Annotated in this window: 23 protein-coding genes; 14 read left to right on the top strand and 9 right to left on the bottom strand. The window is 73.4% G+C overall.

The genetic code is table 11. The features are described 5' to 3' along the window. The first annotated feature begins 105 nt into the window (after positions 1-105). The 3 genes from rplM (at position 106) to glmM (ending at position 2,641) form a co-directional block, all read left to right on the top strand. Entirely contained in the window at positions 106-549 is a 444-nt protein-coding gene (gene rplM / locus OG867_RS11865) for a 50S ribosomal protein L13 (protein ID WP_328901797.1), read from the top strand. A 45-nt stretch (positions 550-594) separates the two neighbouring features. Further along, positions 595-1,119, top strand: coding sequence for a 30S ribosomal protein S9 (gene rpsI, locus OG867_RS11860; protein WP_018101205.1), 525 nt, complete (start codon positions 595-597; stop codon positions 1,117-1,119). 163 nt (positions 1,120-1,282) lie between these two features. Next, complete coding sequence (gene glmM, locus OG867_RS11855) at positions 1,283-2,641, top strand: phosphoglucosamine mutase (RefSeq protein ID WP_406284882.1); 1,359 nt, start codon at positions 1,283-1,285, stop codon at positions 2,639-2,641. An 88-nt stretch (positions 2,642-2,729) separates the two neighbouring features. Here the strand turns inward: glmM and OG867_RS11850 are convergent, their stop codons facing one another. The 3 genes from OG867_RS11850 to coaA form a co-directional block, all read right to left on the bottom strand. Next, positions 2,730-4,280, bottom strand: coding sequence for a PH domain-containing protein (locus OG867_RS11850; RefSeq protein ID WP_406284880.1), 1,551 nt, complete (start codon positions 4,278-4,280; stop codon positions 2,730-2,732). Between the two features lie 64 nt (positions 4,281-4,344). After that, positions 4,345-5,331: a DUF389 domain-containing protein gene (locus tag OG867_RS11845; protein ID WP_328901800.1), complete on the bottom strand. Its 987-nt coding sequence runs from the start codon at positions 5,329-5,331 to the stop codon at positions 4,345-4,347. Positions 5,332-5,349: 18 nt separating this feature from the next. After that, positions 5,350-6,342, bottom strand: a complete 993-nt coding sequence (gene coaA / locus OG867_RS11840; RefSeq protein WP_161211383.1) for a type I pantothenate kinase — start codon at positions 6,340-6,342, stop codon at positions 5,350-5,352. 140 nt (positions 6,343-6,482) lie between these two features. Between coaA and OG867_RS11835 the strand changes: the two genes are divergently transcribed. Together OG867_RS11835 and OG867_RS11830 are read left to right on the top strand one after the other, a co-directional pair. Further along, positions 6,483-7,328, top strand: a complete 846-nt coding sequence (locus OG867_RS11835) for a hypothetical protein (protein WP_406284877.1) — start codon at positions 6,483-6,485, stop codon at positions 7,326-7,328. 161 nt (positions 7,329-7,489) lie between these two features. Continuing rightward, the gene (locus OG867_RS11830) at positions 7,490-8,260 is read left to right on the top strand and encodes a DUF6008 family protein (protein ID WP_406284875.1); all 771 of its coding nucleotides are present in this window, start codon (positions 7,490-7,492) and stop codon (positions 8,258-8,260) included. Between the two features lie 89 nt (positions 8,261-8,349). On the opposite strand, the gene argG is transcribed toward OG867_RS11830, so the two are convergent. The 4 genes from argG to OG867_RS11810 all read right to left on the bottom strand — a co-directional run bounded on the left by argG (position 8,350) and on the right by OG867_RS11810 (position 11,982). Then, positions 8,350-9,795 carry an argininosuccinate synthase gene (gene argG / locus OG867_RS11825; RefSeq protein WP_328901804.1) on the bottom strand — a complete coding sequence of 482 codons (1,446 nt, stop codon included), beginning with the start codon at positions 9,793-9,795 and terminating at the stop codon, positions 8,350-8,352. Between the two features lie 97 nt (positions 9,796-9,892). Continuing rightward, complete coding sequence (locus OG867_RS11820; protein ID WP_328901805.1) at positions 9,893-10,537, bottom strand: dihydrofolate reductase family protein; 645 nt, start codon at positions 10,535-10,537, stop codon at positions 9,893-9,895. A gap of 87 nt (positions 10,538-10,624) precedes the next feature. Then, positions 10,625-11,557: a zinc-binding dehydrogenase gene (locus tag OG867_RS11815; RefSeq protein ID WP_406284873.1), complete on the bottom strand. Its 933-nt coding sequence runs from the start codon at positions 11,555-11,557 to the stop codon at positions 10,625-10,627. Positions 11,558-11,583: 26 nt separating this feature from the next. After that, the gene (locus OG867_RS11810) at positions 11,584-11,982 is read right to left on the bottom strand and encodes a nuclear transport factor 2 family protein (protein WP_406284870.1); all 399 of its coding nucleotides are present in this window, start codon (positions 11,980-11,982) and stop codon (positions 11,584-11,586) included. A 123-nt stretch (positions 11,983-12,105) separates the two neighbouring features. Between OG867_RS11810 and OG867_RS11805 the strand changes: the two genes are divergently transcribed. Then, complete coding sequence (locus tag OG867_RS11805) at positions 12,106-13,023, top strand: LysR family transcriptional regulator (protein ID WP_406284868.1); 918 nt, start codon at positions 12,106-12,108, stop codon at positions 13,021-13,023. Between the two features lie 12 nt (positions 13,024-13,035). On the opposite strand, the gene OG867_RS11800 is transcribed toward OG867_RS11805, so the two are convergent. Both OG867_RS11800 and OG867_RS11795 read right to left on the bottom strand, forming a co-directional pair. After that, positions 13,036-14,490, bottom strand: a complete 1,455-nt coding sequence (locus tag OG867_RS11800) for an ATP-binding protein (protein ID WP_406284866.1) — start codon at positions 14,488-14,490, stop codon at positions 13,036-13,038. A gap of 64 nt (positions 14,491-14,554) precedes the next feature. Then, positions 14,555-15,538, bottom strand: coding sequence for an Lrp/AsnC family transcriptional regulator (locus OG867_RS11795; protein ID WP_406284864.1), 984 nt, complete (start codon positions 15,536-15,538; stop codon positions 14,555-14,557). A gap of 132 nt (positions 15,539-15,670) precedes the next feature. Here OG867_RS11795 and OG867_RS11790 point away from each other — a divergent pair, with 132 nt between their 5' ends. The 8 genes from OG867_RS11790 (at position 15,671) to tsaE (ending at position 24,494) form a co-directional block, all read left to right on the top strand. Beyond that, positions 15,671-17,158, top strand: coding sequence for an MFS transporter (locus OG867_RS11790; protein ID WP_406284862.1), 1,488 nt, complete (start codon positions 15,671-15,673; stop codon positions 17,156-17,158). A 93-nt stretch (positions 17,159-17,251) separates the two neighbouring features. Beyond that, a complete protein-coding gene (gene glmS, locus OG867_RS11785) occupies positions 17,252-19,099 on the top strand; it encodes a glutamine--fructose-6-phosphate transaminase (isomerizing) (RefSeq protein ID WP_406284860.1) in 1,848 nt (615 codons plus the stop codon). A gap of 22 nt (positions 19,100-19,121) precedes the next feature. Further along, a complete protein-coding gene (locus tag OG867_RS11780; protein WP_328901812.1) occupies positions 19,122-19,490 on the top strand; it encodes a holo-ACP synthase in 369 nt (122 codons plus the stop codon). A gap of 120 nt (positions 19,491-19,610) precedes the next feature. Continuing rightward, on the top strand, positions 19,611-21,077 hold the full coding sequence (locus tag OG867_RS11775; RefSeq protein ID WP_406284857.1) for an NAD(P)H-hydrate dehydratase: 1,467 nt from the start codon (positions 19,611-19,613) through the stop codon (positions 21,075-21,077). A gap of 44 nt (positions 21,078-21,121) precedes the next feature. Next, positions 21,122-21,508 carry a DUF488 domain-containing protein gene (locus OG867_RS11770; RefSeq protein ID WP_406284855.1) on the top strand — a complete coding sequence of 129 codons (387 nt, stop codon included), beginning with the start codon at positions 21,122-21,124 and terminating at the stop codon, positions 21,506-21,508. Between the two features lie 52 nt (positions 21,509-21,560). Continuing rightward, positions 21,561-22,709 carry an alanine racemase gene (gene alr / locus OG867_RS11765; RefSeq protein ID WP_406284853.1) on the top strand — a complete coding sequence of 383 codons (1,149 nt, stop codon included), beginning with the start codon at positions 21,561-21,563 and terminating at the stop codon, positions 22,707-22,709. 26 nt (positions 22,710-22,735) lie between these two features. Then, the gene (locus OG867_RS11760) at positions 22,736-23,974 is read left to right on the top strand and encodes an alpha/beta fold hydrolase (protein WP_406284851.1); all 1,239 of its coding nucleotides are present in this window, start codon (positions 22,736-22,738) and stop codon (positions 23,972-23,974) included. Next, positions 23,943-24,494 carry a tRNA (adenosine(37)-N6)-threonylcarbamoyltransferase complex ATPase subunit type 1 TsaE gene (gene tsaE, locus OG867_RS11755; protein ID WP_406284849.1) on the top strand — a complete coding sequence of 184 codons (552 nt, stop codon included), beginning with the start codon at positions 23,943-23,945 and terminating at the stop codon, positions 24,492-24,494. Before OG867_RS11760 ends, tsaE begins: the two co-directional genes overlap by 32 nt. The last annotated feature ends 159 nt before the right edge of the window (positions 24,495-24,653 follow it).

Genomic DNA, 24,653 nt, shown 5'->3' with positions numbered 1-24,653 from the left:
CCGCATACGGGCGTCGTTCCCGGCCATTGCGGGCCCCAGCTGCATGATCGCTTCAGAGGTGTCGTGTGTCTGGACCCCATCCACTGAAGAAGCGAAGGCTACGAAGTGCGTACGTACAGCCCCAAGCCCGGCGATGTGACCCGCCAGTGGCACATCATTGACGCGCAGGACGTCGTCCTGGGCCGTCTCGCCACCACGGCTGCGAACCTCCTGCGAGGCAAGCACAAGGCGATCTACGCCCCCCACATGGACATGGGCGACTTCGTCATCATCATCAACGCCGACAAGGTTCACCTGTCCGGCAACAAGCGGACCCAGAAGATGGCGTACCGCCACTCCGGGTTCCCGGGCGGTCTGCGCTCCGTGCGCTACGACGACCTGCTCGCGAACAACCCCGAGAAGGCCGTCGAGAAGGCCATCAAGGGCATGATCCCCAAGAACACCCTGGGCCGTCAGATGATCTCGAAGCTGAAGGTCTACGCGGGCGACCAGCACCCGCACGCTGCGCAGCAGCCGGTCCCGTACGAGATCACCCAGGTCGCGCAGTAGTTCCGGCCTCCCCCCAAAGACACAAAGAAAGATCTGAGGAGAATCGTGGCCGAGACCACTGTTGAGACCGTCGAGGGCACCGAGGGCGAGGAGACCTTCGCCGAGGTGACCACCTTCGAGTCCGAGGTCCCCGTCGAGGGTGAGTACACCTCCGAGTCGCTCGCCGGCCGCTTCGGCGACCCGCAGCCCGCCGCCGGCCTCGGCCGTCGCAAGAACGCCATCGCCCGCGTCCGGATCGTTCCGGGCACCGGCAAGTGGAAGATCAACGGTCGCACCCTCGAGAGCTACTTCCCGAACAAGGTGCACCAGCAGGAAGTCAACGAGCCCTTCAAGGTGCTCGAGCTCGACGGCCGTTACGACGTCATCGCCCGCATCGCGGGTGGCGGCGTCTCGGGTCAGGCCGGCGCCCTGCGCCTGGGCGTGGCCCGCGCGCTGAACGAGGCGGACGTGGACAACAACCGCGCCACGCTGAAGAAGGCCGGCTTCCTCTCCCGCGACGACCGTGCGGTCGAGCGCAAGAAGGCCGGTCTCAAGAAGGCCCGTAAGGCCCCGCAGTACAGCAAGCGCTAAACCGCCTGCTCATCCGCGTTACCGTTCGCCCCGGCGGCACCTCTCGTGCTGCCGGGGCGTTCGTTTATCGACATCCTCGGGCATATAACGGCATAAGGCGTTCATAGGCTTGTTGGTTGCGTGATCTGACTTTTGCGTTTCGGAGCACTTTCGGAGGACACCAGTGGGACGACTCTTCGGCACGGACGGCGTGCGCGGTGTCGCCAATGCGGACCTGACGGCCGAGCTCGCGCTCGGCCTCTCGGTGGCCGCGGCACACGTACTGGCCGAGGCGGGCACCTTCGAGGGCCATCGGCCGACGGCCGTGGTGGGCCGCGACCCCCGCGCCTCCGGAGAGTTCCTGGAGGCCGCCGTGGTGGCCGGCCTGGCGAGCGCGGGCGTCGACGTCCTGTGCGTCGGCGTGCTGCCGACCCCGGCCGTGGCCCACCTGACCGGCGTGCTCGGCGCCGACATCGGGGTCATGCTCTCCGCCAGCCACAACGCCATGCCGGACAACGGTGTCAAGTTCTTCGCCCGGGGCGGCCACAAGCTCGCCGACGAGCTGGAGGACCGCATCGAGACGGTCTACGAGCAGCACCGCACCGGTGAGCCGTGGACCCGCCCCACCGGTGCCGGCGTCGGCCGTGTCACGGACTACGTGGAGGGCTTCGACCGGTACGTCGCCCACCTCATCGCCGTCCTGCCGAACCGCCTCGACGGCGTGAAGGTCGTCCTGGACGAGGCGCACGGCGCCGCCGCCCGTGTCTCGCCCGAGGCGTTCGCCCGCGCCGGGGCCGAGGTCGTCACGATCGGCGCCGAGCCGGACGGGCTGAACATCAACGACGGCTGCGGCTCCACCCACCTGGAGCTGCTGCGCGCCGCCGTCGTGGAGCACGGCGCGGACCTGGGCATCGCGCACGACGGCGACGCCGACCGCTGCCTGGCCGTGGACGCGGCGGGCGAGGAGGTCGACGGCGACCAGATCCTCGCCGTGCTGGCCCTCGCCATGCGCGAGGCCGGGCAGCTGCGCCGGGACACCGTGGTCGGCACCGTGATGTCGAACCTCGGCTTCAAGCTGGCCATGGAGCGCGAGGGCATCCAGCTCGTCCAGACGGCCGTCGGCGACCGCTACGTCCTGGAGTCCATGAAGGCCGAGGGCTATGCGCTGGGCGGCGAGCAGTCCGGCCACGTCATCGTCCTGGACCACGCCACGACCGGCGACGGCACCCTGACCGGCCTGATGCTCGCGGCCCGGGTCGCCGCGACGGGCCGCTCGCTCGCCGAGCTGGCCGGGGTCATGGAGCGCCTGCCGCAGGTCCTGGTCAACGTCCCGGACGTCGACAAGTCCCGCGTGCACACCTCGCAGGAGGTGGCCGCCGCCGTCGCGGACGCCGAGCGCGAGCTGGGCGCCACCGGCCGCGTGCTGCTGCGCCCCTCGGGCACGGAGCCGCTGGTACGGGTCATGGTCGAGGCGGCGGACATCGAGCAGGCCCGCACGGTGGCGGGGCAGCTGGCGGACGTCGTGAAGTCGGCGCTGGGCTGACCGGCGCCGGGGCGACCGGCGCGGCGACGACCCGGTCTCACGGCCGGGTCGTCGCCGTGTCCGGGGTCCCCAGGGCCGGTCCGGCGGATCATGGCCGGGGTCCTGATCCGCCGGACCGGCCCCAGCCGTCGCGGCGCTCCCGCTCCAGCGCGTCGAGTATCCCGGCCAGGTCCGCGGGGGCGGCGGCCAGCCGGACCGGTTCGCCGCCGTCGTCCAGCTCGGCGACGTGCCAGTCCCGGGGGACGGTGTCGCCGTCGCTGCCCCGGGCTCGCCGCACGGCGGTGACGGTGAGCCGTTCCGCGGGGACGCGGCGGGCGGCGAAGCGGCCGGGGCCCGCGTGGGGCGTCACGGCCGGCGGGCCGCCGCCGACGACCACGTGGGTGCCGAAGTGGTTCGGGTTGTACGCGGTGGCCTCCAGGAAGCGGGCGGCCAGGAAGTGGTCGTGCCCGTCCGGGGCGGCGGCCCTGGCCTCGCCCGGGGCACGGACGCGGGTGGCGCGCCGGGCGAGGCCGAGGACGGCCGCGGTGACCGCCGTGCCCGCCGCCGCCCAGACGACCCTCGCCGGCGAGCCCAGCGGGTCCGTGGAGTGCAGGTAGAGCAGGGGCAGCAGCCACACGGCCGTCACCCCGAACGCGCCCGCGAACGGAAGGGCGGAGGGCAGCAGTTCGTCGTCCCGCAGCCCGCGCCCGCCCCTGCGGACCAGCAGCCGGGCCCCCGCGTATCCCGCGCCCAGCAGGCAGAGCGCGGAGAACACGGCGAGTTCCCCGGGGCTGATCAGATGGTCGTGCCAGACCCGGTGCTCGCCGGTGACCGTCCTGGCCGAGCCGTGCCAGAAGACCAGCTCCACCTTCTCCCCGGTGCGGAAGGCCGCGGCGTCGTCCTGGGAGACCGAGAGCCGGTGGATCGGGCGGTCGTCGGTGAAGTACAGCCAGCTGGTGCCCTTGCCCCGGTTGACGTCGGTCCGCTCGATCACCCCGTCGAAGGTGCTCAGGCAGTCGCGGAGCTCGGCGGCCGGGGTGGCGTCGGTGCAGTCCACGGCCGCCCGCCACGCCCGCTGCTCCGACGCGGCGTCCGCGACGTACGACGCGGCCACGGCCGAGGCGGTGAGCAGCACGACGCCCACGATCCAGGTGATGACGGGCCGGCGCCCCGCCGACCGGGGCGTGATGACCGGGGCCTCGCCGTCCGACGCGGGGCTCCCGTAACGGCGGTGCAGCGCGCGCAGCGCCTCCAGGTCGGCGTCGAAGTCCGTGGTGCCGGCCCCGCTCGCCGGCAGCGGCAGCCGCCAGGCGCGCCCGTCGTCCAGCAGCACGCTGACACGGTGGATGTCCTGGTTCCGGCCGCTCTGGATGTACCGGCGCAGATCCACGATCCGGGACCACGGCACCGTACGGCGGCGCAGCAGGGTCCGGGAGCGCAGTCCGTACGCCCCCGCGCTGAGCCGTGCGGTGGCCGCGTACAGGAAGAGCGGCCCCGCCAGGGCGACCAGCGCCCCCGCCAGGAACCAGGGGTCGAGCGGGCCGCCCAGGTGTCCCGCGCGCAGCGCGGCCACGGCTGCCCCGGCGCCGCCCGCTCCGACGCCCCACCACAGCACGCGCCGTGAAGGAACGCGGCAGATCACTTCCCCGGTTTCGGCCATGGCCGAAGACTGCCACCGGCTCTCCGCCGGGTACGTGTGGGGGTTACGGAAGTCTTGGCGCCCTTCACCCTGCCGGGCCGGCACCGGCCCTGCCCTTCGGGGCCGTCGGCTTCGTGTGGGCGCGCTGGAAGTGCCGGGTCCTGCGCCACAGGGCCTTCTGGGCGAGCAGGGTCAGCGTCCCCGCCGCGACGATCCCGCCGAGGTTCGCCAGCAGCTGCTGCACGGACCCGGTCATCTGGCCGTAGTCGCGGTAGCTGAAGGCCACCGCCGCGTTGGCGGCCGCCGGCACGGTCGTCACCGAGATCGCGACCCCGATGAGCGCGCCGGACTTCGACGAGGTCAGCGAGAGCGTCCCCGCGATGCCGGCGAGGAACGCCACGACGAACGACATCCAGTCCGGCTGCCAGACGAACGCGGTGTTGGGCCGGTCCCCCTCGATCATCCCGCGGTCGAACAGCCCGAAGACGTCCATCAGCCAGGCGAAGCCCACCGTGAGCAGCATCGCCGCGGCGAACCCGCCGATCAGCGCGATCAGCGAGCGCCCCACCAGGCGCGGGGCGCGCTGCACGAGCGCCGTCGAGATCCCGGCGAGCGGCCCGAACTCGGGGCCCACCGCCATCGCGCCCACGATCAGGATCGCGTTGTCGAGCATCACCCCGCAGGCCGCGAGCATCGTCGCGACCGCGAGGAACGCGACATAGGTGGCGCTGAACGTCGAGTCGTCGTGCGTGGCCTCGACCAGCTCCTCCCAGAGCACCGCGTCCGACCCCTCGCCCGGCGCCTCCTCCTCCGCCCGGTCGGCGCGCGCGGAGAGCGTCAGGTCCATGTTCTCGACGGTGATCGCCCCGTACTCGTCGAGACCGAGCCGGCGCAGCGCCGCGATCAGCTCGTCGCCCGCCTCGCGCGCCACGTCGCACAGCACCAGGTCGCCCACCGGGTCGCGCGAGACGCCCGGCACCACCGCGAGGTGCGCGGTGCCGACGGTCCGCTCCAGCAGGTCCGTCACCGCGTCCGTGCGGTCGGCGGGGACGAGCAGGCGCAGATGCAGCACGGAGCGACCCTTCCGGAGTCAGAGTTTGCGCAGTGACAGCCGCTGCACCTTGTGGTCGGGCCCCTTGCGCAGCACCAGCGTGGCACGTCCGCGGGTCGGCGCCACGTTCTCCACGAGGTTCGGCCGGTTGATGGTCCGCCACATGGTGGCCGCGTACTCCATCGCCTCGGCCTCGGAGACCTGGGTGTACTTCCGGAAGTACGAGGACGGATCCTGGAACGCCGTCTCGCGCAGCTTCCGGAAGCGGTTGAGGTACCAGGTCTCGATGTCCTCCGGTCTGGCGTCCACGTACACGCTGAAGTCGAAGTAGTCGGCGAGCCCGACCCTGGTGCGGCCGTCCTTGCCGGGCAGAGCGGGCTGGAGGACGTTCAGCCCCTCCACGATCAGGATGTCCGGGCGGCGCACGGTGAGCCGTTCGCCGGGCACGATGTCGTAGATCAGGTGCGAGTAGACCGGGGCGGTGACCTCGTCCTTGCCCGCCTTGATGTCGGCGACGAAACGGGTGAGGGCGCGCCGGTCGTACGACTCCGGGAACCCCTTGCGGGACATCAGGCCGCGCGCGTGGAGCTCCTTCATCGGCAGCAGGAACCCGTCGGTGGTGACCAGCTCGACCCGGGGGTGCTCCGGCCAGCGGGCCAGCAGGGCGCGGAGGATGCGCGCGGTGGTGGACTTGCCGACGGCGACACTGCCCGCGACGCCTATGACGAACGGGGTGCCGCGCTGCGCGCCCTGCCCGTTGCCCGCGTCGCCGAGGAAGGTGTTGAGCGCGCCGCGCAGCCCGGAGGTGGCCTGCACGTACAGGTTCAGCAACCGCGAGAGCGGCAGGTAGACGTCCCGCACCTCGTCGAGATCGATGACGTCGCCGAGCCCGCGCAGCCGCTCCACCTCCTCGGCGGTCAGCGGCAGCGGCGTCTTGTCGCGCAGCGCGCTCCACTCCGCCCGGGAAAGATCGACGTACGGCGTCGCCGCGTGCTCGGCGCGTCGGGGGCTCCGTGCGGGTGAAGTGATCACGTCTTCATTGTCGCGGGAGTTCCACGGGAGCGGGGGGTGGGCTCGGTCACGTGGGGGAGCGGGCACACCGGTGCGGGCCCGGTACCGGGGCGCTGGTAGCCTGCCGCCCCGCCTTTCCCTTACGGAGTGACGAGGTGCGCATGAAATCAGGCAGAACCGGGGCCGTGGCCGCGCTCGCGGGGGCTCTGGCCCTCTCGGCGCTCACGGCACCGACGGCGCGGGCCGCCGACACCGGCACGGTGTCGGGGATCGTTGTCAACGGGGGCAAGCCGATCGTGGTGGGGACCATCGATGCGAAGAGCGTGCCGGTCTCGTACCGGGTCAACCTCCCCGCCGGTTACAGCGCCGCTGACCCCTACACCTGGAACGCCGGGCCGTATCTGTATCACGGGACCACGGCCGCCAAGGGGGCGGCGGGCGGCATCGGGATGAGCGAATACGGCTGTTACGAGGTGACCGAGAGGGTCGCGCAGTGCGCGGGCACCCTGTCCGTCGACCCCCGCTATGACCTGGCCGTGAACAGCGACGCGACCGCGTGGACGGTCGGCTACGGAGTCGTGCTCTTCGGCGGCGACGACGACATCAGGTCCGAGAAGCACGTGGGCACGTCCGGCCGCGTTCAGATCCGCCGCTACGCCAAGGCCACCGTCAACGCAGCCCCCGAGCCCGTGGCGAAGGGCAAGCCGATCACCGTGACCGGCACCCTCAAGCGTGCGGACTGGGCGAAGGACCGGTACACCGGGGTCGCGGACGCGTCCGTCCAGTTGCAGTTCCGGCCCAAGGGCACCACCTCGTACGACACCGTGAAGACCGTGCGGTCCAGCTCCACGGGCGCGCTGAAGGCGACGGTCACCGCGACCCTCGACGGTGACTGGCGGTGGAGCTTCGGCGGCTGGTCCACCACGGGCAGCGCGGTCTCGTCCGGTGACTACGTGGAGGTGAGCGGCGCGGGCGGGCTCGTCAGGGAGATGCACGCACGTCCCTGATGACCTGCGGTGATGCGGGCCGGGTGCGCTTCGGGGCGCCCGGCCCACTTCTCGTCGGTGCCGGGTTCGGCAATCCGGAAGAAGCAAAACGGGCGGTTCGCCAGCAGTCTCTTCGCACACGTATGTGTTTCTCGAAGGGACCTCGTATGGATCACTCAGGAATGCCAGGAATGACGGGTATGCCGGGGATGGAGTCCACCGTTTCGACGGCGGACACCCTGGGCGCCGTCTTCATCATCGCCTGGGCCGTCGCGATGTGGGCCGCCGTCGCCGTGCTGGCGGTCGGGAACCGGCGGTCGGTGCGGCCGTGGGTGTACAAGTTCGCCGTGGCGCTCATCGGCATCGGTGTCGTGGGCCAGGTCGGCCACTTCCAGGAGCATGTCGCCCAGGCCGCCTACTGGATCGCGCACCCCTACGACCCGGCGTGGATGACCCCGTGGGGCAACAGCTTCTCCCGGGGCCTCGGGCAGATCGACCCGGGCAAGCCGTCGCTCGGGATGGAGATCCTGCATCTGGCCGGGAACTTCATCTTCCTCGCCGGACTGGTCGGCATCGTGCAGATCACGCACCGGGTCACCGGGGAGCTGAAGTCGCGCAAGTGGGCCCGGATGGGCGTCTGGATGCAGGGCATCCACGGCCTGGAGCACGTCGTGCTGACCGCCTCCATCGCGCTCGGCGCGAGCCGGGCCATCGGCCTGTCGACCTGGTTCGGCGCCATCGAGCCCGGCCCGGCGCTGGCCACGTACCGGGTCTGGTGGCACTTCGTGGCCAACGCGGTCGGCACGGTCATCCTCGGGATCTCCGTCTACCACCTGTGGAAGGAGAAGCGGGCGGTCAGGGCGAGCTTCGGTCTCGCGGAGGACGTCCCGGCCGTGACCGCCCCCGCCGAGGACGGCCCCGTGCGCACCCTCGAACCGGCCGGGCGCCCCTGACCGTGGCCCCGCGCACTCCCCCCGTACGGAACAGAGCCGGCCGGGCACCCCGAGAGGTGTCCGGCCGGCTCTGTTCCGTACGGGGCGGGTCAGTCCGTGCCGGACTCCATCGCCGCGCGGTCCAGCATCTCGTCCTGGTCCGAGACCTCGCCGCGCGAGGCGATGGCCTCGGCACCGCCCTCGGGGAGCTGGCCGATCAGGCCGGTGGCGGCGGCCTGGGCCGCGCCGATGGCCGGGTTGGCGGTGCCGATCATGCCGAGGCCCGCGTACTGCTCCAGCTTGGCGCGGGAGTCCGCGATGTCCAGGTTCCGCATGGTGAGCTGGCCGATGCGGTCGACCGGGCCGAAGGCGGAGTCCTCGGTGCGCTCCATGGACAGCTTGTCCGGGTGGTAGCTGAAGGCCGGGCCCGTGGTGTCGAGGATCGAGTAGTCCTCGCCGCGCCGCAGCCGCAGGGTGACCTCGCCGGTGACGGCCGTACCGACCCAGCGCTGGATCGACTCGCGGACCATCAGCGCCTGCGGGTCCAGCCAGCGGCCCTCGTACATCAGCCGGCCGAGGCGGCGGCCCTCGTTGTGGTACTGGGCGAGGGTGTCCTCGTTGTGGATGGCGTTGACCAGGCGCTCGTACGCGGCGTGCAGCAGGGCCATGCCGGGGGCCTCGTAGATGCCCCGGCTCTTGGCCTCGATGATCCGGTTCTCGATCTGGTCGGACATGCCCAGGCCGTGGCGGCCGCCGATGGCGTTCGCCTTCAGGACCAGGTCGACGGCGGTGTCGAACTTCTCGCCGTTGATCGTGACCGGGCGGCCCTGGTCGAAGCCGATCGTGACGTCCTCGGCCTCGATCTCGACCGACGGGTCCCAGAACCGCACGCCCATGATCGGCTCGACGGTCTCCACGCCGGTGTTCAGGTGCTCCAGCGTCTTGGCCTCGTGGGTGGCGCCCCAGATGTTGGCGTCCGTGGAGTACGCCTTCTCGGTGCTGTCCCGGTAGGGCAGGTCGTGGGCGACCAGCCACTCCGACATCTCCTTGCGGCCGCCGAGCTCCGTCACGAACTCCGCGTCCAGCCAGGGCTTGTAGATGCGCAGGTGCGGGTTGGCGAGCAGGCCGTAGCGGTAGAACCGCTCGATGTCGTTGCCCTTGAACGTGGAGCCGTCGCCCCAGATCTGGACGTCGTCCTCCAGCATCGCCCGGACCAGGAGCGTGCCGGTGACCGCGCGGCCCAGCGGCGTCGTGTTGAAGTACGCCCGGCCGCCCGAGCGGATGTGGAACGCCCCGCACGTCAGCGCGGCCAGACCCTCCTCCACGAGTGCGGCGCGGCAGTCGACCAGGCGGGCGAGCTCGGCGCCGTACGCCTGGGCGCGACCCGGGACCGAGGCGATGTCGGGCTCGTCGTACTGGCCGATGTCGGCGGTGTAGGTGCACGGGACGGCACCCTTGTCGCGCATCCACGCGACCGCGACCGAGGTGTCGAGGCCGCCCGAGAAGGCGATGCCGACGCGTTCGCCGGTGGGCAGGGAGGTGAGGACCTTGGACATAGGAAGATTATGCATCATCTCGCATGATCATGCAACGCCCGGCATCCCCGTACCGTTCGGCGGGCAACGCCCGGCCTCGCCGCACCGCTCCGTCGGGCTACTTCCGCCAGAACAGGTGGTGCGTCACTCCGCTCGGGCTCGGTACGACGTCCAGGTGGAAGCGGTCGCGGAGGTCGTCCGGGGACTCCCACAGCCGCATGCCCGACCCCAGCTCCACCGGCGCCACCGCCACGTGCAGGGTGTCGACCAGGTCGGCGTCCAGGAACTCCCTGATGGTGGAGACCCCGCCGCCGAGCCGGACGTCCTTGCCCTGCGCGGCCTCCCGGGCCCGGGCCAGGACCTCGGCGGGCTCGCCGTCCACGAAGTGGAACGTGGTGTCGGAGAGCGTGAAGGAGGGGCGCGTGTGGTGCGTCAGGACGAACACCGGCGTGTGGAACGGCGGCTCGTCGCCCCACCAGCCCTGCCACGCGTGGTCCTCCCACGGGCCGCGCTGCGGACCGAACTTGTTGCGGCCCATGATCTCGGCGCCGATGTGGTGCGAGAAGTCCCGCGCCATGTAGTCGTCCAGGCCCCGGCTGCCGCCCGGGTCGGTCCGGTTGGGCCAGCTCGCCGTCGCCCCGGCCCAGAAGAACAGCTGCCCCGGGTCGACATGGCCGAAGGGCCGCTCCAGGGTCTGGTTCTCCCCGCAGGCGACGCCGTCGGCGGAGACGGTGAAGTTCTGGACCTTCAGCAGTTGGGTCATGGGTGCTCTTCTCCCGGTGATGGGTGACAACGCGAGGGGTGACTCCCCGGGCGGCCCGGACTCATCGCCGTACACCGCCCCGGCTTCTCATCCCACCGTAAGCACCGCGTTCCCCCGCACCCGGCGCGCCCGGATGTCCGCGACGGCGTCCCCGGTGCGCGACCAGTCGCGGACCGAGCCGATCTCCGGGTGCAGCCGCCCGCTCGCCACCAGCCGTACCAGGGTGGCGAGTTCGGCCGCGTACGGGGTGTCGGCGCGGGTGTAGTCGAAATGGGCGATACGGGCCTGGGCCGGGCCGCCGAAGAAGTCGAAGAAGTCCAGCGTGACCGGGGTGCGGCTCGCCTGGCCGAACCAGACCAGGAGGCCGCCCGGGGCCAGCCGGGCCAGCGCGGCCGGCAGCGAGTCGCCGCCCACCGACTCCAGGACCACGTCGTACGGGCCCGCCGCCTCCTTCGGCGACGTCACCACCGCCTCGGCGCCCAGCTCCAGCAGCCGCGCCCCGCGCTCCCGGGTCGCGCAGACCGCCGTCACCGCCGCGCCCGAGGACGCCGCCAGCTCCGTGACGTAGTGGCCGACGCCCCCGCTCGCCCCGGTCAGCAGGACCCGCCGCCCCGCCACCGGACCGGCCGCGCGCAGCAGGCGCAGCGCGGTGATCCCGGCCAGCGGGAGGGCCGCCGCCGTCACCGCGTCGACGCTGTCGGGGAGCGCGGCCAGGCTGTGCACCGGGACCGCGACGCGCTCGGCCCAGCCGTACGCGGGCGGGTGGGCGACGACGCGGGTGCCGGCTTCCGGGCCGGTGCCGTCGGCCGCCGCCCGGACGACCGTGCCGGCGACGTCCTTGCCGGGCCGCCAGCCGGGCCACCGGCGGTCCAGTCGGCCGTCGAGCTGGAAGGTCTCGCCGCGGTTGACCGAGTACGCCTCGACCGCGACCAGGGCCTCGTCGGCGGCGGGGGCGGGCTCGGGGGCCTCGCCGATCCGGACGGTGCCGCCGGCTTCGGCGGCGGGTAGGTGTGCGCGCATGGCGGGCTCCTCAGCTCCTCAGCTCCTCAGGCGAAGACGACGGTGTGGGCGTGCAGGGTGTCGAAGTGCTCCCGGACGGCGGCGATCCGGCCGTCGCGCACGGTGAACACGGCCAGGCAGTGCTGGTCGTAGCGGGCGCCCTTCCGGGTCAGCCCGCGCGTCTTCCACTCCGCGAGCACCCGCTCGCCCTCCGCGAGGACGTCCAGGAACTCGATCTCCACGGTCTCCGGCACCAGCCGGGCGGTCATCGCCGCCACGAACTCGTCGAAGATCTCGTCCGGCCCGGTCCAGGTGCCCGAGACGGGCAGGTCACCGGCGAGTGTCCAGGTGGCGTCGGCGTCGAAGAACGCCCTCAGCCGGTCCATGTCGCCCGCGGCGAGGGTCTTCATGTAGTCGAGGACGACGTCCTTGGGGGTGCTGTGCATGATCGTGAGTCCCTTCCTCCGTGTTGCCCCCGACGCTACGGAGACCGGGGCCGCGCAGGGAAAGACCTGTTCCCGATCGCTTCAGAACCGCCCGGCATCACGGCAGCTCATATGCTGTTCCGCATGTCGGATCTACGGCGCCTGCGCTACTTCCTGGCCGTGGCGGAGGAACGCAACTTCACCCGGGCCGCCGAGCGCCTGCACGTCGCGCAGCCCGCGCTCAGCCGCCAGATACGGGAGCTGGAGCGGGAGTTGGGCGTACGGCTCCTGGACCGCACCACGCACTCCGTCGAACCCACGGAGGCCGGGCGGCTGTTGACGGAGCGCGGCGCCGCCCTCTGCGAGGAGGCGGACCGCCTCTGGCGCGAGGTGCGCGGCTTCGCCGGGGGCGAGAGCGGCACGCTGGTGCTCGGCTACAGCATGAGTACGAGTTACGAGACGGCCCCCGCGATCCTCGCCGCCCTCGCGGACCGGCTGCCCGGCATCACCGCCGACACCCGGCTGCTGCCCACCGCCGGGATCCTGTCCGGTGTCGCCGACGGCACCCTCGACGCGGGCCTGGTCCGCTGCCCGCCGCCGACGCCCGAGCTGGTGCGGACGCTCGTACGGCTGGAACCGCAGGGCGTCCTGATGTCCGCCGCCCACCGCCTCGCGGCGCGGCTCGCCGTGGACCCGGCCGAGCTGTCCCCGGAAACGCTCCTGATCCACCCGCGCGAGGCCAACCCGGGCCACTACGACGCGATCACGGCGCTCCTGGCCGAGGCGGGCGCCGATCCCGGACTCCTCCTCCGCCCCCTGACGTTCGACGCCGGCCACACCCCGGTCGCCCGGGGCGAGGCGGTCTCGATCGTCGGCGACTCCGCCGCCCCGAGTCTGCCCGCCGGGCTGGTCTGGCGCCCCCTGACCGGAGGAGCCGCCATCGAACTCCACCTCCTCACCCGGGGCCGTACGGCCCGCCCGGTCACCGCCCAACTCCTGCGCGTGGCGGGGGAGGTGGCGCGGTCCGGGGGGTGGCTGCGGTCGCCGGGTGCGGCGGACTGACCCGGCGGGCGGTCAGCGCCACGCCGCGATGACGTCCTCCGGGCCCCAGTGCGCGGCCAGGCCCGCCGCCGCCGTCTCCGTCGGGGGCATGCGGCTCACCGCGACGAGGGGGGCGTCCTGGGCGCCCGGTACCTGCTGGGCGGAGACGGCGAGTTCCGCGAGGTCGCGCGCGCCGAACGGGGACTCGTCGCGCCATTTGACCGAGCCGACGAAGCAGACGCGACCCGCCACCGGTGCGGCGTCGGCGCCGACGAGGTCGACCTCCGGGTTGTTCTGTCGGTTCCACCAGCCGCCGGTCTCCACGGCCTCCGGGAAGAGGTCGTCGGGAATGCGCCGGGCCAGGGACTCCCTGATCACCGGCTCCACGGCCCGGCCCCGCCACGACGGCCAGGAGCGCTGGACGCGCGCGGCCGAGATCTCGCCCCTGCCTCTCTCGGCCTGGGCGACGGCGTCCTCCAGGTAAGCCAGCCAGAAGCGCAGATACGTGTCGGCGATGCGGTAGCGCTTGAGCTTGGGGGCCGGCTGGGTGGAGAGCGGGACGTCGGCGGCGACGATCCGCTTGGCCTCTGTGAGCTCGGTCAGTATCGGGGCGAGCGTGCCGTGCGCGAGCGCCCGCCCGTCGGTCCCTCCCGTGCTCGCGGCGATACCGGAGAACGTCCGCTCCCCGGAGCCGATCGCCCGGAGCACCCGACCCGCCTGGAGACGTGCGGGGAACTCCGCCGCGAGGGACCGCTCGCCCGTGGTGAGCAGGACCGACGACGGGTCCTCCACCTGACGGTCGAGATACGCGGCGACCGGCTCTCCGGTACGCCAGCCGGTGACCAGCTCGGGGAAGCCCCCGGAGACGAGGTAGGCGTCGAGCGCCGCCCCCGCGTCCAGACCGGTCGAGTCCTGTACGTCGGCCGGGCTGAGCGGCCCCACGGTGTACTGGCCGGCCCGGCCGTAGAACGGATGGTCGTACGAGGTCAGCCGGTCCATCATCGCCAGGTCGGAGCCGAGCAGCAGCAGGAGCACCGGCTTGGCGGAGAGGTGCATGTCCCAGGCGGTCTTGAGTGCCGCGTCGAAGCCCGGGTCCGCCTCGGAGAGCCAGGGAACCTCGTCCAGGACGAGGATCACCGGCTCGTCGGAGGGCAGGGCGGCGCCCACGGCGGCCAGCGTCCGCAACCAGTCCTCGGGGGCGGCGGCGTGCTCCAGCGCCGCACCGTGGTCCCGCATCCCCTGACCGCCGGCGACCGCGTCGAACAGCGCCCGCCGGGCGAGCGGCGCCGGCTGGCTCCGGGTCGCCTGGAAGAAGACGTAAGGCCGGTCCGACCGGGCGCAGAACTCCTGCACCAGCCGGGTCTTGCCGATCCGCCGCCGACCCTTGACCACCAGCGCCTGTCCGGTACTGCCGCCGGAGCCCGCGACGACCCGCTCCAGCCACGACCCGAGGATGCGCAGCTCGCGGCCGCGCCCGGTGAAGGCCACTGGTCCTCCATGAAGTCGGAACGCATCAAAGTATGAGCCATTCCGACTTTACCGCAGGAGCGTCCTACCCCCGGAACGGCCGGTACGTCAGCTGCTTCACGCGGCGCAGCAGCGGCATCGACTCCACGTGCTCGACGCCGTCCAGGCCGCCCAGGCGCTCGCTGAGGTAGCGGTACAAGTGGCCGGAATCGCGGGTGATCACGACGGCCATCAGATTCGACGGACCCGTGGTGGCCGCCGCGTACGCCACCTCGGGGTCGGCACCGAGGGCCTCGCCCACCGCGTGGAGGGCGCGGGGGGCGGCGGTGACGCAGAGCATGCTGGAGTTGCGGAAGCCGAAGTAGCCGGAGTCGAACTCCACGTCCACGTACAGCGCGCCGGACGCGATCAGCCGGGCCAGGCGGCGCCGGACGGCCGATTCGGAGAGGCCGGTCGCGCTCTGGAGTTCGGCGTACGTGACCCGGCCGTCCCGTTCCACCGCGGCGACCAGGGATTCGTCGTCGGCGGTGATGACCCGCGGGCCGGGCGGGCCGGGGTCGGGGGCCGGGGCCAGGGCGGCGGTCTCCTCGGCCGTCAGCGCGGTGCTCTTGTGCAGCCAGCCGCTCGGGCCGCCGTAGTACCGGTGCAGCAGCTGGTGCGCGCGGATGTCCACGATGTGCGGGGTGCGCGGCAGCTTGCCGAGGAGCAGGTCGTCCGCGTCGCCCCGGTTGCGGACGTTGGCCGTGCAGGTCACCTCCGTGCCGCCCGAGGTCAGCCCGACCCAGGCGGTGTCGGGGCGCTTGGCCAGGGCCTCCGCGATGGCCGTCGCGCCCTCCGGCGCGCACCGCACCCGCAGCAGCCAGTGCTCGAACGGCTCGTCGGACGTGGCGCACCGGACTCCGACGACCCGCAGCCCGCCTTCCGCCCGCAAAGCGCGGAAGCGGCGCGCGACCGTCTGGTCGGAGACGCCGAGGACGGCCGCGATCCGGCTGAAGGGCGCGCGGGCGTCCAGCTCCAGCGCGTGCAGGATGCGCAGGTCCAGGACGTCGCCCCGGGTGGGTGATTCCACTGCCGAAGGCCCCTTCCGTGTCGGATTCCGGCGCCGGGGCATCGCTGGCTGGGGATTCCGGCCGCCTCCGTCCGATCGTACGGGGGTGGCCGCCGGTCATACGGAACCCGTACGGGAGAAGGAACAAAGGACATGCGTAAGTGGGGGCCGCTCACCGCGGTCTGTCTGGGGACGTTCATGCTGCTGCTGGACGTCACGATCGTCATCGTGGCACTGCCCGACATGGCGGGGGCGCTCGACGCCTCGCTCTCCGATCTGCAATGGGTCATCGACGGCTACGCCCTGGCGCTGGCCGCCCTGCTCCTCGGCATAGGCGCGGCGGCCGACCGGCTCGGCCGGCGCCGGGTGCACGTCATCGGCGTCGCGCTCTTCGCCGCCGCCTCGCTGGCCTGCGGGCTCGCCGCCTCGCCGGGCCTGCTGGTGGCGGCGCGCGCCGTCCAGGGCGTGGGGGCCGCCGCGATGTTCGCGACGACGCTGCCGCTGCTCGCCTCGGTCTACCAGGGCAAGGACCGGTCCGTGGCGCTCGGGCTCTGGGGCGCGGTGGCCGGGGGCGCCGCCGCGATCGGGCCCGTGGTCGGCGGGCTGCTGACCGAGGGGCCCGGCTGGCGGTGGATCTTCTTCGTCAACCTCCCCGTGAGCGTCGCCGCCATCTGGCTGACCGGCAGGACCGTGCCCGAGTCGCACGGGGCGCGGGACCGGCGCACCGACTGGGCGGGGACCGCCGCCTTCGCGGTGTTCGCCGGGGCGGCCACGTACGCCGTCGTCCGGGCGGGCAGCGTCGGCTGGGCGTCCGGGCAGACGCTCGCCACGTTCGGGATCGCCGCGCTCGCCCTGGTCTGCTTCGTCGTCGTGGAGCTGCGCGTCGCGCACCCACTGCTCGACCTGTCGCTGTTCCACACCTCCGCGTTCACCGGGGTGATGGCCGGGGCGCTCGCCTTCAACATGGCGGCCTTCGGCGTGCTGCCGTACACCTCGATCTGGCTGCAGACGGTCCTCGGACTCAGCCCGGTCCAGGGCGGCCTGGCGGTCCTGCCGCTCGCCGCGACCTCGTTCGTGGTCGCCGCCGCCGGCGGCCGGCTGCTGCACGGGGTGCAGCCGCGCTTCACCATCGGCATCGGTCTCGCCCTGATCGGCGCCGGCACCCTCGCCCAGGCGGTCCTGGGCGCGGGCTCCTCCTGGCCCGCCCTGATCCCGGGCCTGGCGCTCGCGGGCATCGGTACGGGACTGGTCTCGCCGGCCATCGCGGGCGCGGCGCTCGCCGCGGTCCCGCCGGAGCGGGCCGGGATGGCGGGCGGCGCGGTCAACACCTTCCGCCAGCTCGGTTACGCCTTCGGGGTCGCCGTGCTCGGGGCGGTGCTGACCTCCCGGATGGCGGAGAGCCTGGGCGACGGGACGTCCCACGCCCTGGCGGGCGGCGGCGCGGCGGGGCTGCGGGCCGCCGGGATGCCGGAGCACGCGCTGCGGACGGCGTTCGCCTCGGGGCTGAACACGGCCGCGGTGGTGGCCGGTGCGGTGGGCGTCGTCGCGGGCGTCGCGGTCCTGCTGCTGGTGAAGGGGGAGCGGCCGGTGGCCGCGAAGGGGGTCGGGGAACCCGTGCCGGAGGCCGTACGGGCCGGGTGAGGGCGCGGCGGCGCGTGGCCCTCAATCGGCTGGTGGACCCGGTTTTCTGCGATTATGCGAAGAACGGGGGCTAGTGACCAGGAAGGGACCACTATGTGCGGAATCGTGGGTTACGTCGGCGGGCAGTCGGCGCAGGACGTCGTCGTCGCGGGCCTCAAGCGGCTGGAGTACCGGGGCTACGACTCCGCCGGCATCGCCGTCCTCGCCGACGGCGGGCTCGCCGCCGCCAAGAAGGCCGGGAAGCTGGTCAACCTGGAGAAGGCGCTCGGCGAACACCCGCTCCCGGCCGGCACCGCCGGGATCGGGCACACCCGCTGGGCCACCCACGGCGGACCCACCGACGCCAACGCCCACCCGCACCTCGACAACGCCGGCCGCGTCGCCGTCGTCCACAACGGGATCATCGAGAACTTCGCCGCCCTGCGCACCGAGCTCGGCGAGCGCGGCCACGACCTGCTCTCCGAGACCGACACCGAGACCGTCGCCCACCTCCTCGCCGAGGCGTACAGCCAGAGCGGGGAGCCCGCCGAGGCCATGCGCCAGGTGTGCCGCCGCCTGGAAGGGGCGTTCACCCTGGTCGCGGTCTTCGCGGACGCGCCCGACGTCGTCGTCGGCGCCCGGCGCAACTCCCCGCTCGTCGTGGGGCTGGGGGACGACGAGTCCTTCCTCGCCTCCGACGTCGCCGCGTTCATCGAGCACACCCGGTCCGCGATCGAGCTCGGCCAGGACCAGGTCGTGGAGCTGCGCCGGGGCGGCGTCCTCGTCACCGGCTTCGACGGCCGGCCCGCCGAGGTCCGCGAGTACCACGTGGACTGGGACGCCTCGGCCGCCGAGAAGGGCGGGTACGCGTCCTTCATGCTCAAGGAGATCGCCGAGCAGCCGAAGGCCGTCACCGACACCCTCCTCGGCCGCATCGACCCCGAGGGCACCCTCCACCTGGACGAGGTCCGCATCACGCGCGGCGAGCTGCGCGAGGTCGACAAGGTGGTGATCGTCGCCTGCGGCACCGCGTACCACGCCGGGATGATCGCCAAGTACGCCATCGAGCACTGGACCCGCATCCCCTGCGAGACCGAGCTCGCCAGCGAGTTCCGCTACCGCGACCCGATCCTGGACCCGCACACCCTGGTCGTCGCCATCTCCCAGTCCGGCGAGACCATGGACACCCTGATGGCCCTGCGGCACGCCCGCGAGCAGGGCGCGAAGGTCCTCGCCATCTGCAACACCAACGGCTCGACCATCCCGCGCGAGTCCGACGCCGTGCTCTACACGCACGCCGGGCCCGAGGTCGCCGTCGCCTCCACCAAGGCGTTCCTCACCCAGCTCGTCGCCTGCTACCTCGTCGCCCTCTACCTGGGCCAGGTGCGCGGCACCAAGTGGGGCGACGAGGTCCGGACCGTGATCCGGCAGCTCTCCGAGATCAGCGGCTCGGTCGAACGGGTCCTGGAGACCATGGAGCCGGTCCGGGAACTGGCCCGGTCCCTGGCCTCCCACGACACGGTGCTCTTCCTCGGCCGGCACGTCGGCTTCCCGGTCGCCCTGGAAGGCGCGCTGAAGCTCAAGGAACTCGCGTACATGCACGCCGAGGGGTTCGCCGCCGGTGAGCTGAAGCACGGGCCGATCGCGCTCATCGAGGACGGGGTTCCCGTCGTCGTCGTGGTCCCGTCCCCGGCCGGGCGGTCCGTGCTGCACGGCAAGATCGTCTCGAACATCCAGGAGATCAGGGCCCGGGGCGCCCGTACCGTCGTCATCGCCGAGGAGGGCGACGACGAGGTCGTCCCGTACGCCGACCACCTCATCCGCATCCCCGCAACGCCTACGCTGCTTCAGCCGCTGGTCGCCACCGTGCCCTTGCAGGTCTTCGCCTGCGAACTCGCGACGGCCCGCGGCAACGAGGTGGACCAGCCGCGCAACCTGGCGAAGTCCGTCACCGTGGAGTGAGCCGAGCAGTGAGGGTGGGAACGTGATCATCGGGGTCGGGATCGACGTGGCGGAGATCGAGCGGTTCGACGCGGCGCTGGAGCGTACGCCGCAACTCGCTTCGCGGCTGTTCGTGGAGGCGGAGCTGCTGCTGCCGAGCGGTGAGCGGCGCGGGATCGCCTCGCTGGCCGCCCGGTTCGCGGCCAAGGAGGCCCTGGCGAAGGCGCTCGGCGCGCCGGCCGGGCTGCTGTGGACGGACGCCGAGGTGTACGTGGAGGAGAGCGGGCAGCCGCGGCTGCGGGTGCGCGGCACGGTGGCGGCTCGCGCCGCCGGGTTGGGGGTGCGGAGCTGGCACGTGTCGCTCAGCCACGACGCGGGGGTGGCGTCCGCGGTGGTGATCGCGGAGGGGTGACGGGGGCTCCGCCCCTGTGGCCTCGGGTGCTCCGGCGGGCCGGTTCCGTCCTCAATCGCCGGACGGGCTTGATGTGGCTGAGGTCTGCAAGCGCCTCTGAACGTGCGTACGTTGGAAGGCATGCGTACCGCCTACAGCGTCGAAACCGTACGGGCCGCCGAAGCGGCCCTCATGGCGCGGCTTTCCGACGGGGTGCTGATGCAGCGCGCCGCCGCCGGGCTCGCCGCTGCCTGTGCCGGGCTGCTGCGCCGGGCCGGGCGGGTCTACGGCTCCCGCGTCGTCCTCCTCGTCGGCACCGGCGCCAACGGCGGCGACGCCCTGTACGCGGGAGCCCGGCTCGCGCGGCGCGGCGCGGGTGTGGTCGCCGTGCGGGTCACCCCGGGCCGGGCCCACGAGGGCGGCAGCGCGGCCCTGGTCGCGGCGGGCGGACACGTGGTCGACGGCGCCGAGAGCACCGCCCACGAGGACTGGGCCGGGCGCATCGACCTCGTCGTGGACGCCATCACCGGCATCGGCGGACGCGGCGGACTGCGCCCCGGGGCCGCCGAGCTGGTCCGGAAGTACACCGCGCACGGCGCGCCCGTCGTCGCCGTCGACCTGCCCAGCGGGGTCGAGGCGGACACCGGCGAGGTGACCGGCGACGCGGTGCGCGCCGACGCCACCGTCACCTTCGGCGCGTACAAGCCCGCGCTGCTCGTGGACCCGGCCGCCGAACGGTCCGGGGCGCTGCGCCTCGTGGACATCGGCCTCGGGCCCGAACTCCCCGCCGTGCCCGACCTGGAGGCGCTCCAGTACGCGGACGTGGCCGCGCTGCTCCCCGTGCCGGCCGCCGAGAGCGACAAGTACCGGCGCGGTGTCGTCGGCATCGCCGCCGGATCGGCGCGCTACCCGGGCGCCGCCGTCCTCGCCGTCTCCGGGGCGCTGCGCGCCGGGGCGGGCGCCGTGCGCTACGCGGGCCCCGGCGGCGACGCGGTCATCGCCCGGCATCCGGAGGCCCTGGTCCACGCGGGCCGCCCCTCGGAGGCCGGGCGGGTGCAGGCGTGGGTCGCCGGCCCCGGGCTCGGCGACGGCACCGAGGCCGTGGCGGCCGTCTCCGACGTGCTGGCCACCGAGGTGCCGGTGCTGGTCGACGCGGACGGGCTGCGGCTCCTCGACCCGGACGTGGTGCGGGCCCGTACCGCGCCCACCGTCCTCACCCCGCACGCCGGGGAGGCCGCCGCGCTGCTCGGCGTGGCGCGCGAGGAGGTCGAGGCGGGGCGGCTCGCCGCCGTACGGGAGCTCGCCCGGCGGTTCGGCGCCACGGTCCTGCTCAAGGGCTCGACCACCCTCATCGCCACCGACACCCCGCACACCCCGGTCCGGGTCAACCCGACCGGCACCCCGTGGCTGGCCACCGCCGGCAGCGGTGACGTGCTCTCCGGCCTCACCGGCTCGCTGCTCGCCGCCGGACTCGCCCCGCTCGACGCCGCATCGGCCGGGGCCTATCTGCACGGGCTCGCCGCCCGCCGCGCCGCCGACGGCTCCCCGCTCGCCGCGATGGACGTCGCCGACGCGATCCCCGGGGCGTGGCGGGACGTCCGGGCCTGAGCGAAGCTGAGGAGAGCCGACCGTCCGAGGAGAGGTGACCGGCCGTGAGCAGCAGCGGTGACGTGCGCGTACGCCGGGTGTACGACGGGGTGGAGGAGGGGGACGGCACCCGCGTCCTGGTGGACCGGCTGTGGCCGCGCGGGGTGTCCAAGGAGAAGGCCGCGATCGACCGCTGGCTCAAGGACCTCACCCCGTCCGACGAGCTGCGCTCCTGGTACCACGAGGACCGCTCCGCCACCCGCTACGACACCTTCGTGGAGCGCTACCGGGCGGAACTCGCCGGTCCGGCCGAGTCGGCGGCCGTGGACGAGCTGGCCGGGCTGGTCCGCGAGGGCGGCCCGGTGACGCTCGTGACGGCGGTCAAGGACGTCGAGCACAGCCACGTACCGGTCCTCGCCGACCATCTGGAACACGCGCTGCGCCACCGCTGACGCGCCCCGCCGGACCGGCCCGCTCGGGCGGCTCTGAGAGACTGGGCGCGATATGAACGAGACAGCGTCCTTGCGAGCCCGTGCCGAGATCGACCTCGCCGCACTCCGCGCCAACGTGCGCGTCCTGCGTGCCCGGGCGGCCGGGGCGCACCTGATGGCCGTGGTCAAGGCCGACGCCTACGGGCACGGCGCGGTCCCCTGCGCGCGCGCCGCGCGGGAGGCGGGCGCCGCCTGGCTGGGCACCGCGACGCCGCAGGAGGCGCTGGCCCTGCGCGCGGCCGGGCTCGACGGCCGGATGCTGTGCTGGCTCTGGACCCCGGGCGGGCCCTGGCGCGAGGCGATCGAGGCCGACATCGACGTGTCGGTCAGCGGCATGTGGGCGCTGGACGAGGTCACCGAGGCCGCCGCGGCGGCCGGCCGGACCGCCCGGATCCACCTCAAGGCCGACACCGGACTCGGCCGGGCCGGCTGCCAGCCCGCCGACTGGCCCGAACTGGTCGCCGCCGCCCGCACCGCCGAGCACGCGGGCACCGTCCGCGTCACCGGCCTCTGGTCCCACTTCGCCTGCGCCGACGAGCCGGGCCACCCCTCGATCACCGCCCAGCTGGACACCTTCCGCGACATGGTGGCGTACGCGGAGAAGGCCGGCATCGAGCCGGAGGTGCGGCACATCGCCAACTCCCCGGCGACCCTGACCGTCCCCGAGTCCCACTTCGACCTGGTGCGGACCGGGATCGCCATGTACGGCATCTCGCCCAGCCCGGAGCTGGGCACCCCCGCCGACTTCGGGCTGCGCCCCGTGATGACGCTCGCCGCGTCCGTCGCCCTGGTCAAGCAGGTCCCGGCCGGCCACGGCATCAGCTATGGCCACCACTACACGACCCCCCGCGAGACCACCCTCGCCCTGGTGCCCCTCGGTTACGCCGACGGCATCCCGCGCCACGCGTCCGGCCGGGGCCCGGTCCTGGTCGGCGGGGCGCGGCGGACGATCGCGGGCCGGGTCGCCATGGACCAGTTCGTCGTGGACCTGGACGGCGACGAGGTGGCGGCGGGCAGCGAGGCGGTGCTGTTCGGGCCCGGCGACCGGGGCGAGCCGGGCGCCGAGGACTGGGCGGAGGCCGCCGGCACCATCGCGTACGAGATCGTCACCCGGATCGGGGCCCGGGTACCGCGCGTCCACCTGGGCGCCACGACCGACTGACACGACCCACGAGGAGCGGGGCACGGGTGAGCGACTTCAGCACGGGTGACGTGGTGGCGACGGCGGCCGCCTCGGGGGCCGGCTGGCGCCGGGCGGGCATCGCCGGGGCCGCCATAGGCGTGCTCGCCGCCGGGGCCGCGGCCGGGGTCGCCGTGGAGCGGCTGACCGTCGGCCGGGGCATGCGGCAACGCGCCCGCCTCGCCCTGGACGCCACCGGCCCGTACGGCGCGCTGCGCGGGACACCCGGCCGGGCCACCGCCGACGACGGCACCCAGCTCTACTACGAGGTGGACGAGGTCGATCCGCCCGAGGACACCGCTCCCTCGGGCTCCCGCAGGCGCCGCCTCTTCGGGCGCAAGGCACCCGCGCCCGTCACCGTCGTCTTCAGCCACGGCTACTGCCTCGGCCAGGACTCCTGGCACTTCCAGCGCGCCGCCCTGCGCGGCCTCGTGCGCACCGTCCACTGGGACCAGCGCAGCCACGGCCGCTCCGAGCGCGGCCGCGCCCAGGCCCGCGCCGGGGGCGGGGTGCCCGTCGGCATCGACCAGCTCGGCCGCGACCTCAAGGCCGTCATCGACGCGGCGGCCCCCGAGGGCCCGCTCGTCCTCGTCGGCCACTCCATGGGCGGTATGACGATCATGGCGCTCGCCGACCAGTACCCGGAACTGCTCCGCGACCGGGTCGCCGCCGTCGCCTTCGTCGGTACGTCGAGCGGCCGGCTGAACGAGGTCAGCTTCGGGCTGCCCGTGATGGGCGTCAACGCCGTGCGGCGCGTCCTCCCCGGGGTGCTGCGGGCGCTCGGCTCGCAGGCGGAGCTGGTGGAGCGGGGGCGCCGGGCGACCGCCGACCTGTTCGCCGGGCTGATCAAGCGGTACTCCTTCGGCTCCCGGGACGTCGACCCGGCCGTCGCGCGGTTCGCGGAACGGCTCATCGAGTCCACCCCGATCGACGTGGTCGCCGAGTTCTACCCGGCCTTCGCGGAACACGACAAGAGCGCGGCCCTGCCCCTCTTCCGCGAGCTCCCGGTCCTCATCCTGGCCGGTGACAAGGACCTGGTGACGCCCAGCTCGCACAGCGAGGCCATCGCGGACCTGCTGCCCGACGCGGAACTCGTCATCGTGCCGGACGCCGGGCACCTGGTGATGCTGGAGCACCCCGAGACGGTGACCGACCGGCTCGCGGACCTGCTGGTGCGGGCCGGAGCCGTACCGGAGTCCTCTAACGTTGGCGGGCATGGAACCGCAGAACAGCCCGACGGCCGCTGAGGCCACCGCGTACGGACACGTCCCCGGCGCCGTCCGTGTGCGCCTCTCCCTCGACTCCCCCGAACAGATGCGGGCCCTGGGCCGCCGGCTCGCCGCCGCGCTGCGTCCCGGCGACCTCGTGATGCTCACCGGTGAGCTGGGCGCCGGCAAGACGACCCTGACCCGGGGGCTCGGCGAGGGCCTGGGGGTGCGGGGTGCGGTGACGTCCCCCACGTTCGTGATCGCCCGCGTCCACCCGCCGCTGTCCGGGGGGCCCGCGCTGGTCCACGTCGACGCGTACCGCCTGGGCGGCGGGCTGGACGAGATGGAGGACCTGGACCTCGACGTGTCGCTGCCGGAGTCCGTGGTGGTCGTGGAGTGGGGCGACGGCAAGGTCGAGGAGCTCTCGGACGACCGGCTCCAGGTCTTCATCGACCGCGCGGTGGGCGACACCGACGACGAACGCCGCACGGTGACCCTGGTGGGCGTCGGGACGCGCTGGGCGGGCCTGCGGAACGAGTCCTGGACGCCGTGGGCCTGACCGCCCCGCTGTTTCCGACGCGGTGTCGGCAAAATGTTGCGCGAGACGGGGCGGACATGGTGACATGGAGGACGAGAGCGGGTTAGGTCTACCTAACCACGCCTTCCACCGGAGCCCCAGGAGGCATTTATGCCGACGTCCGAGCGCACCCCGGACCCG

The sequence above is a fragment of the Streptomyces sp. NBC_00209 genome (assembly GCF_045206345.1).
Lineage (GTDB): Bacteria > Actinomycetota > Actinomycetes > Streptomycetales > Streptomycetaceae > Streptomyces.
The sequence above is the reverse complement of the archived record's forward strand: the minus strand, read 5'-3'. Positions and strand labels throughout refer to the sequence as shown.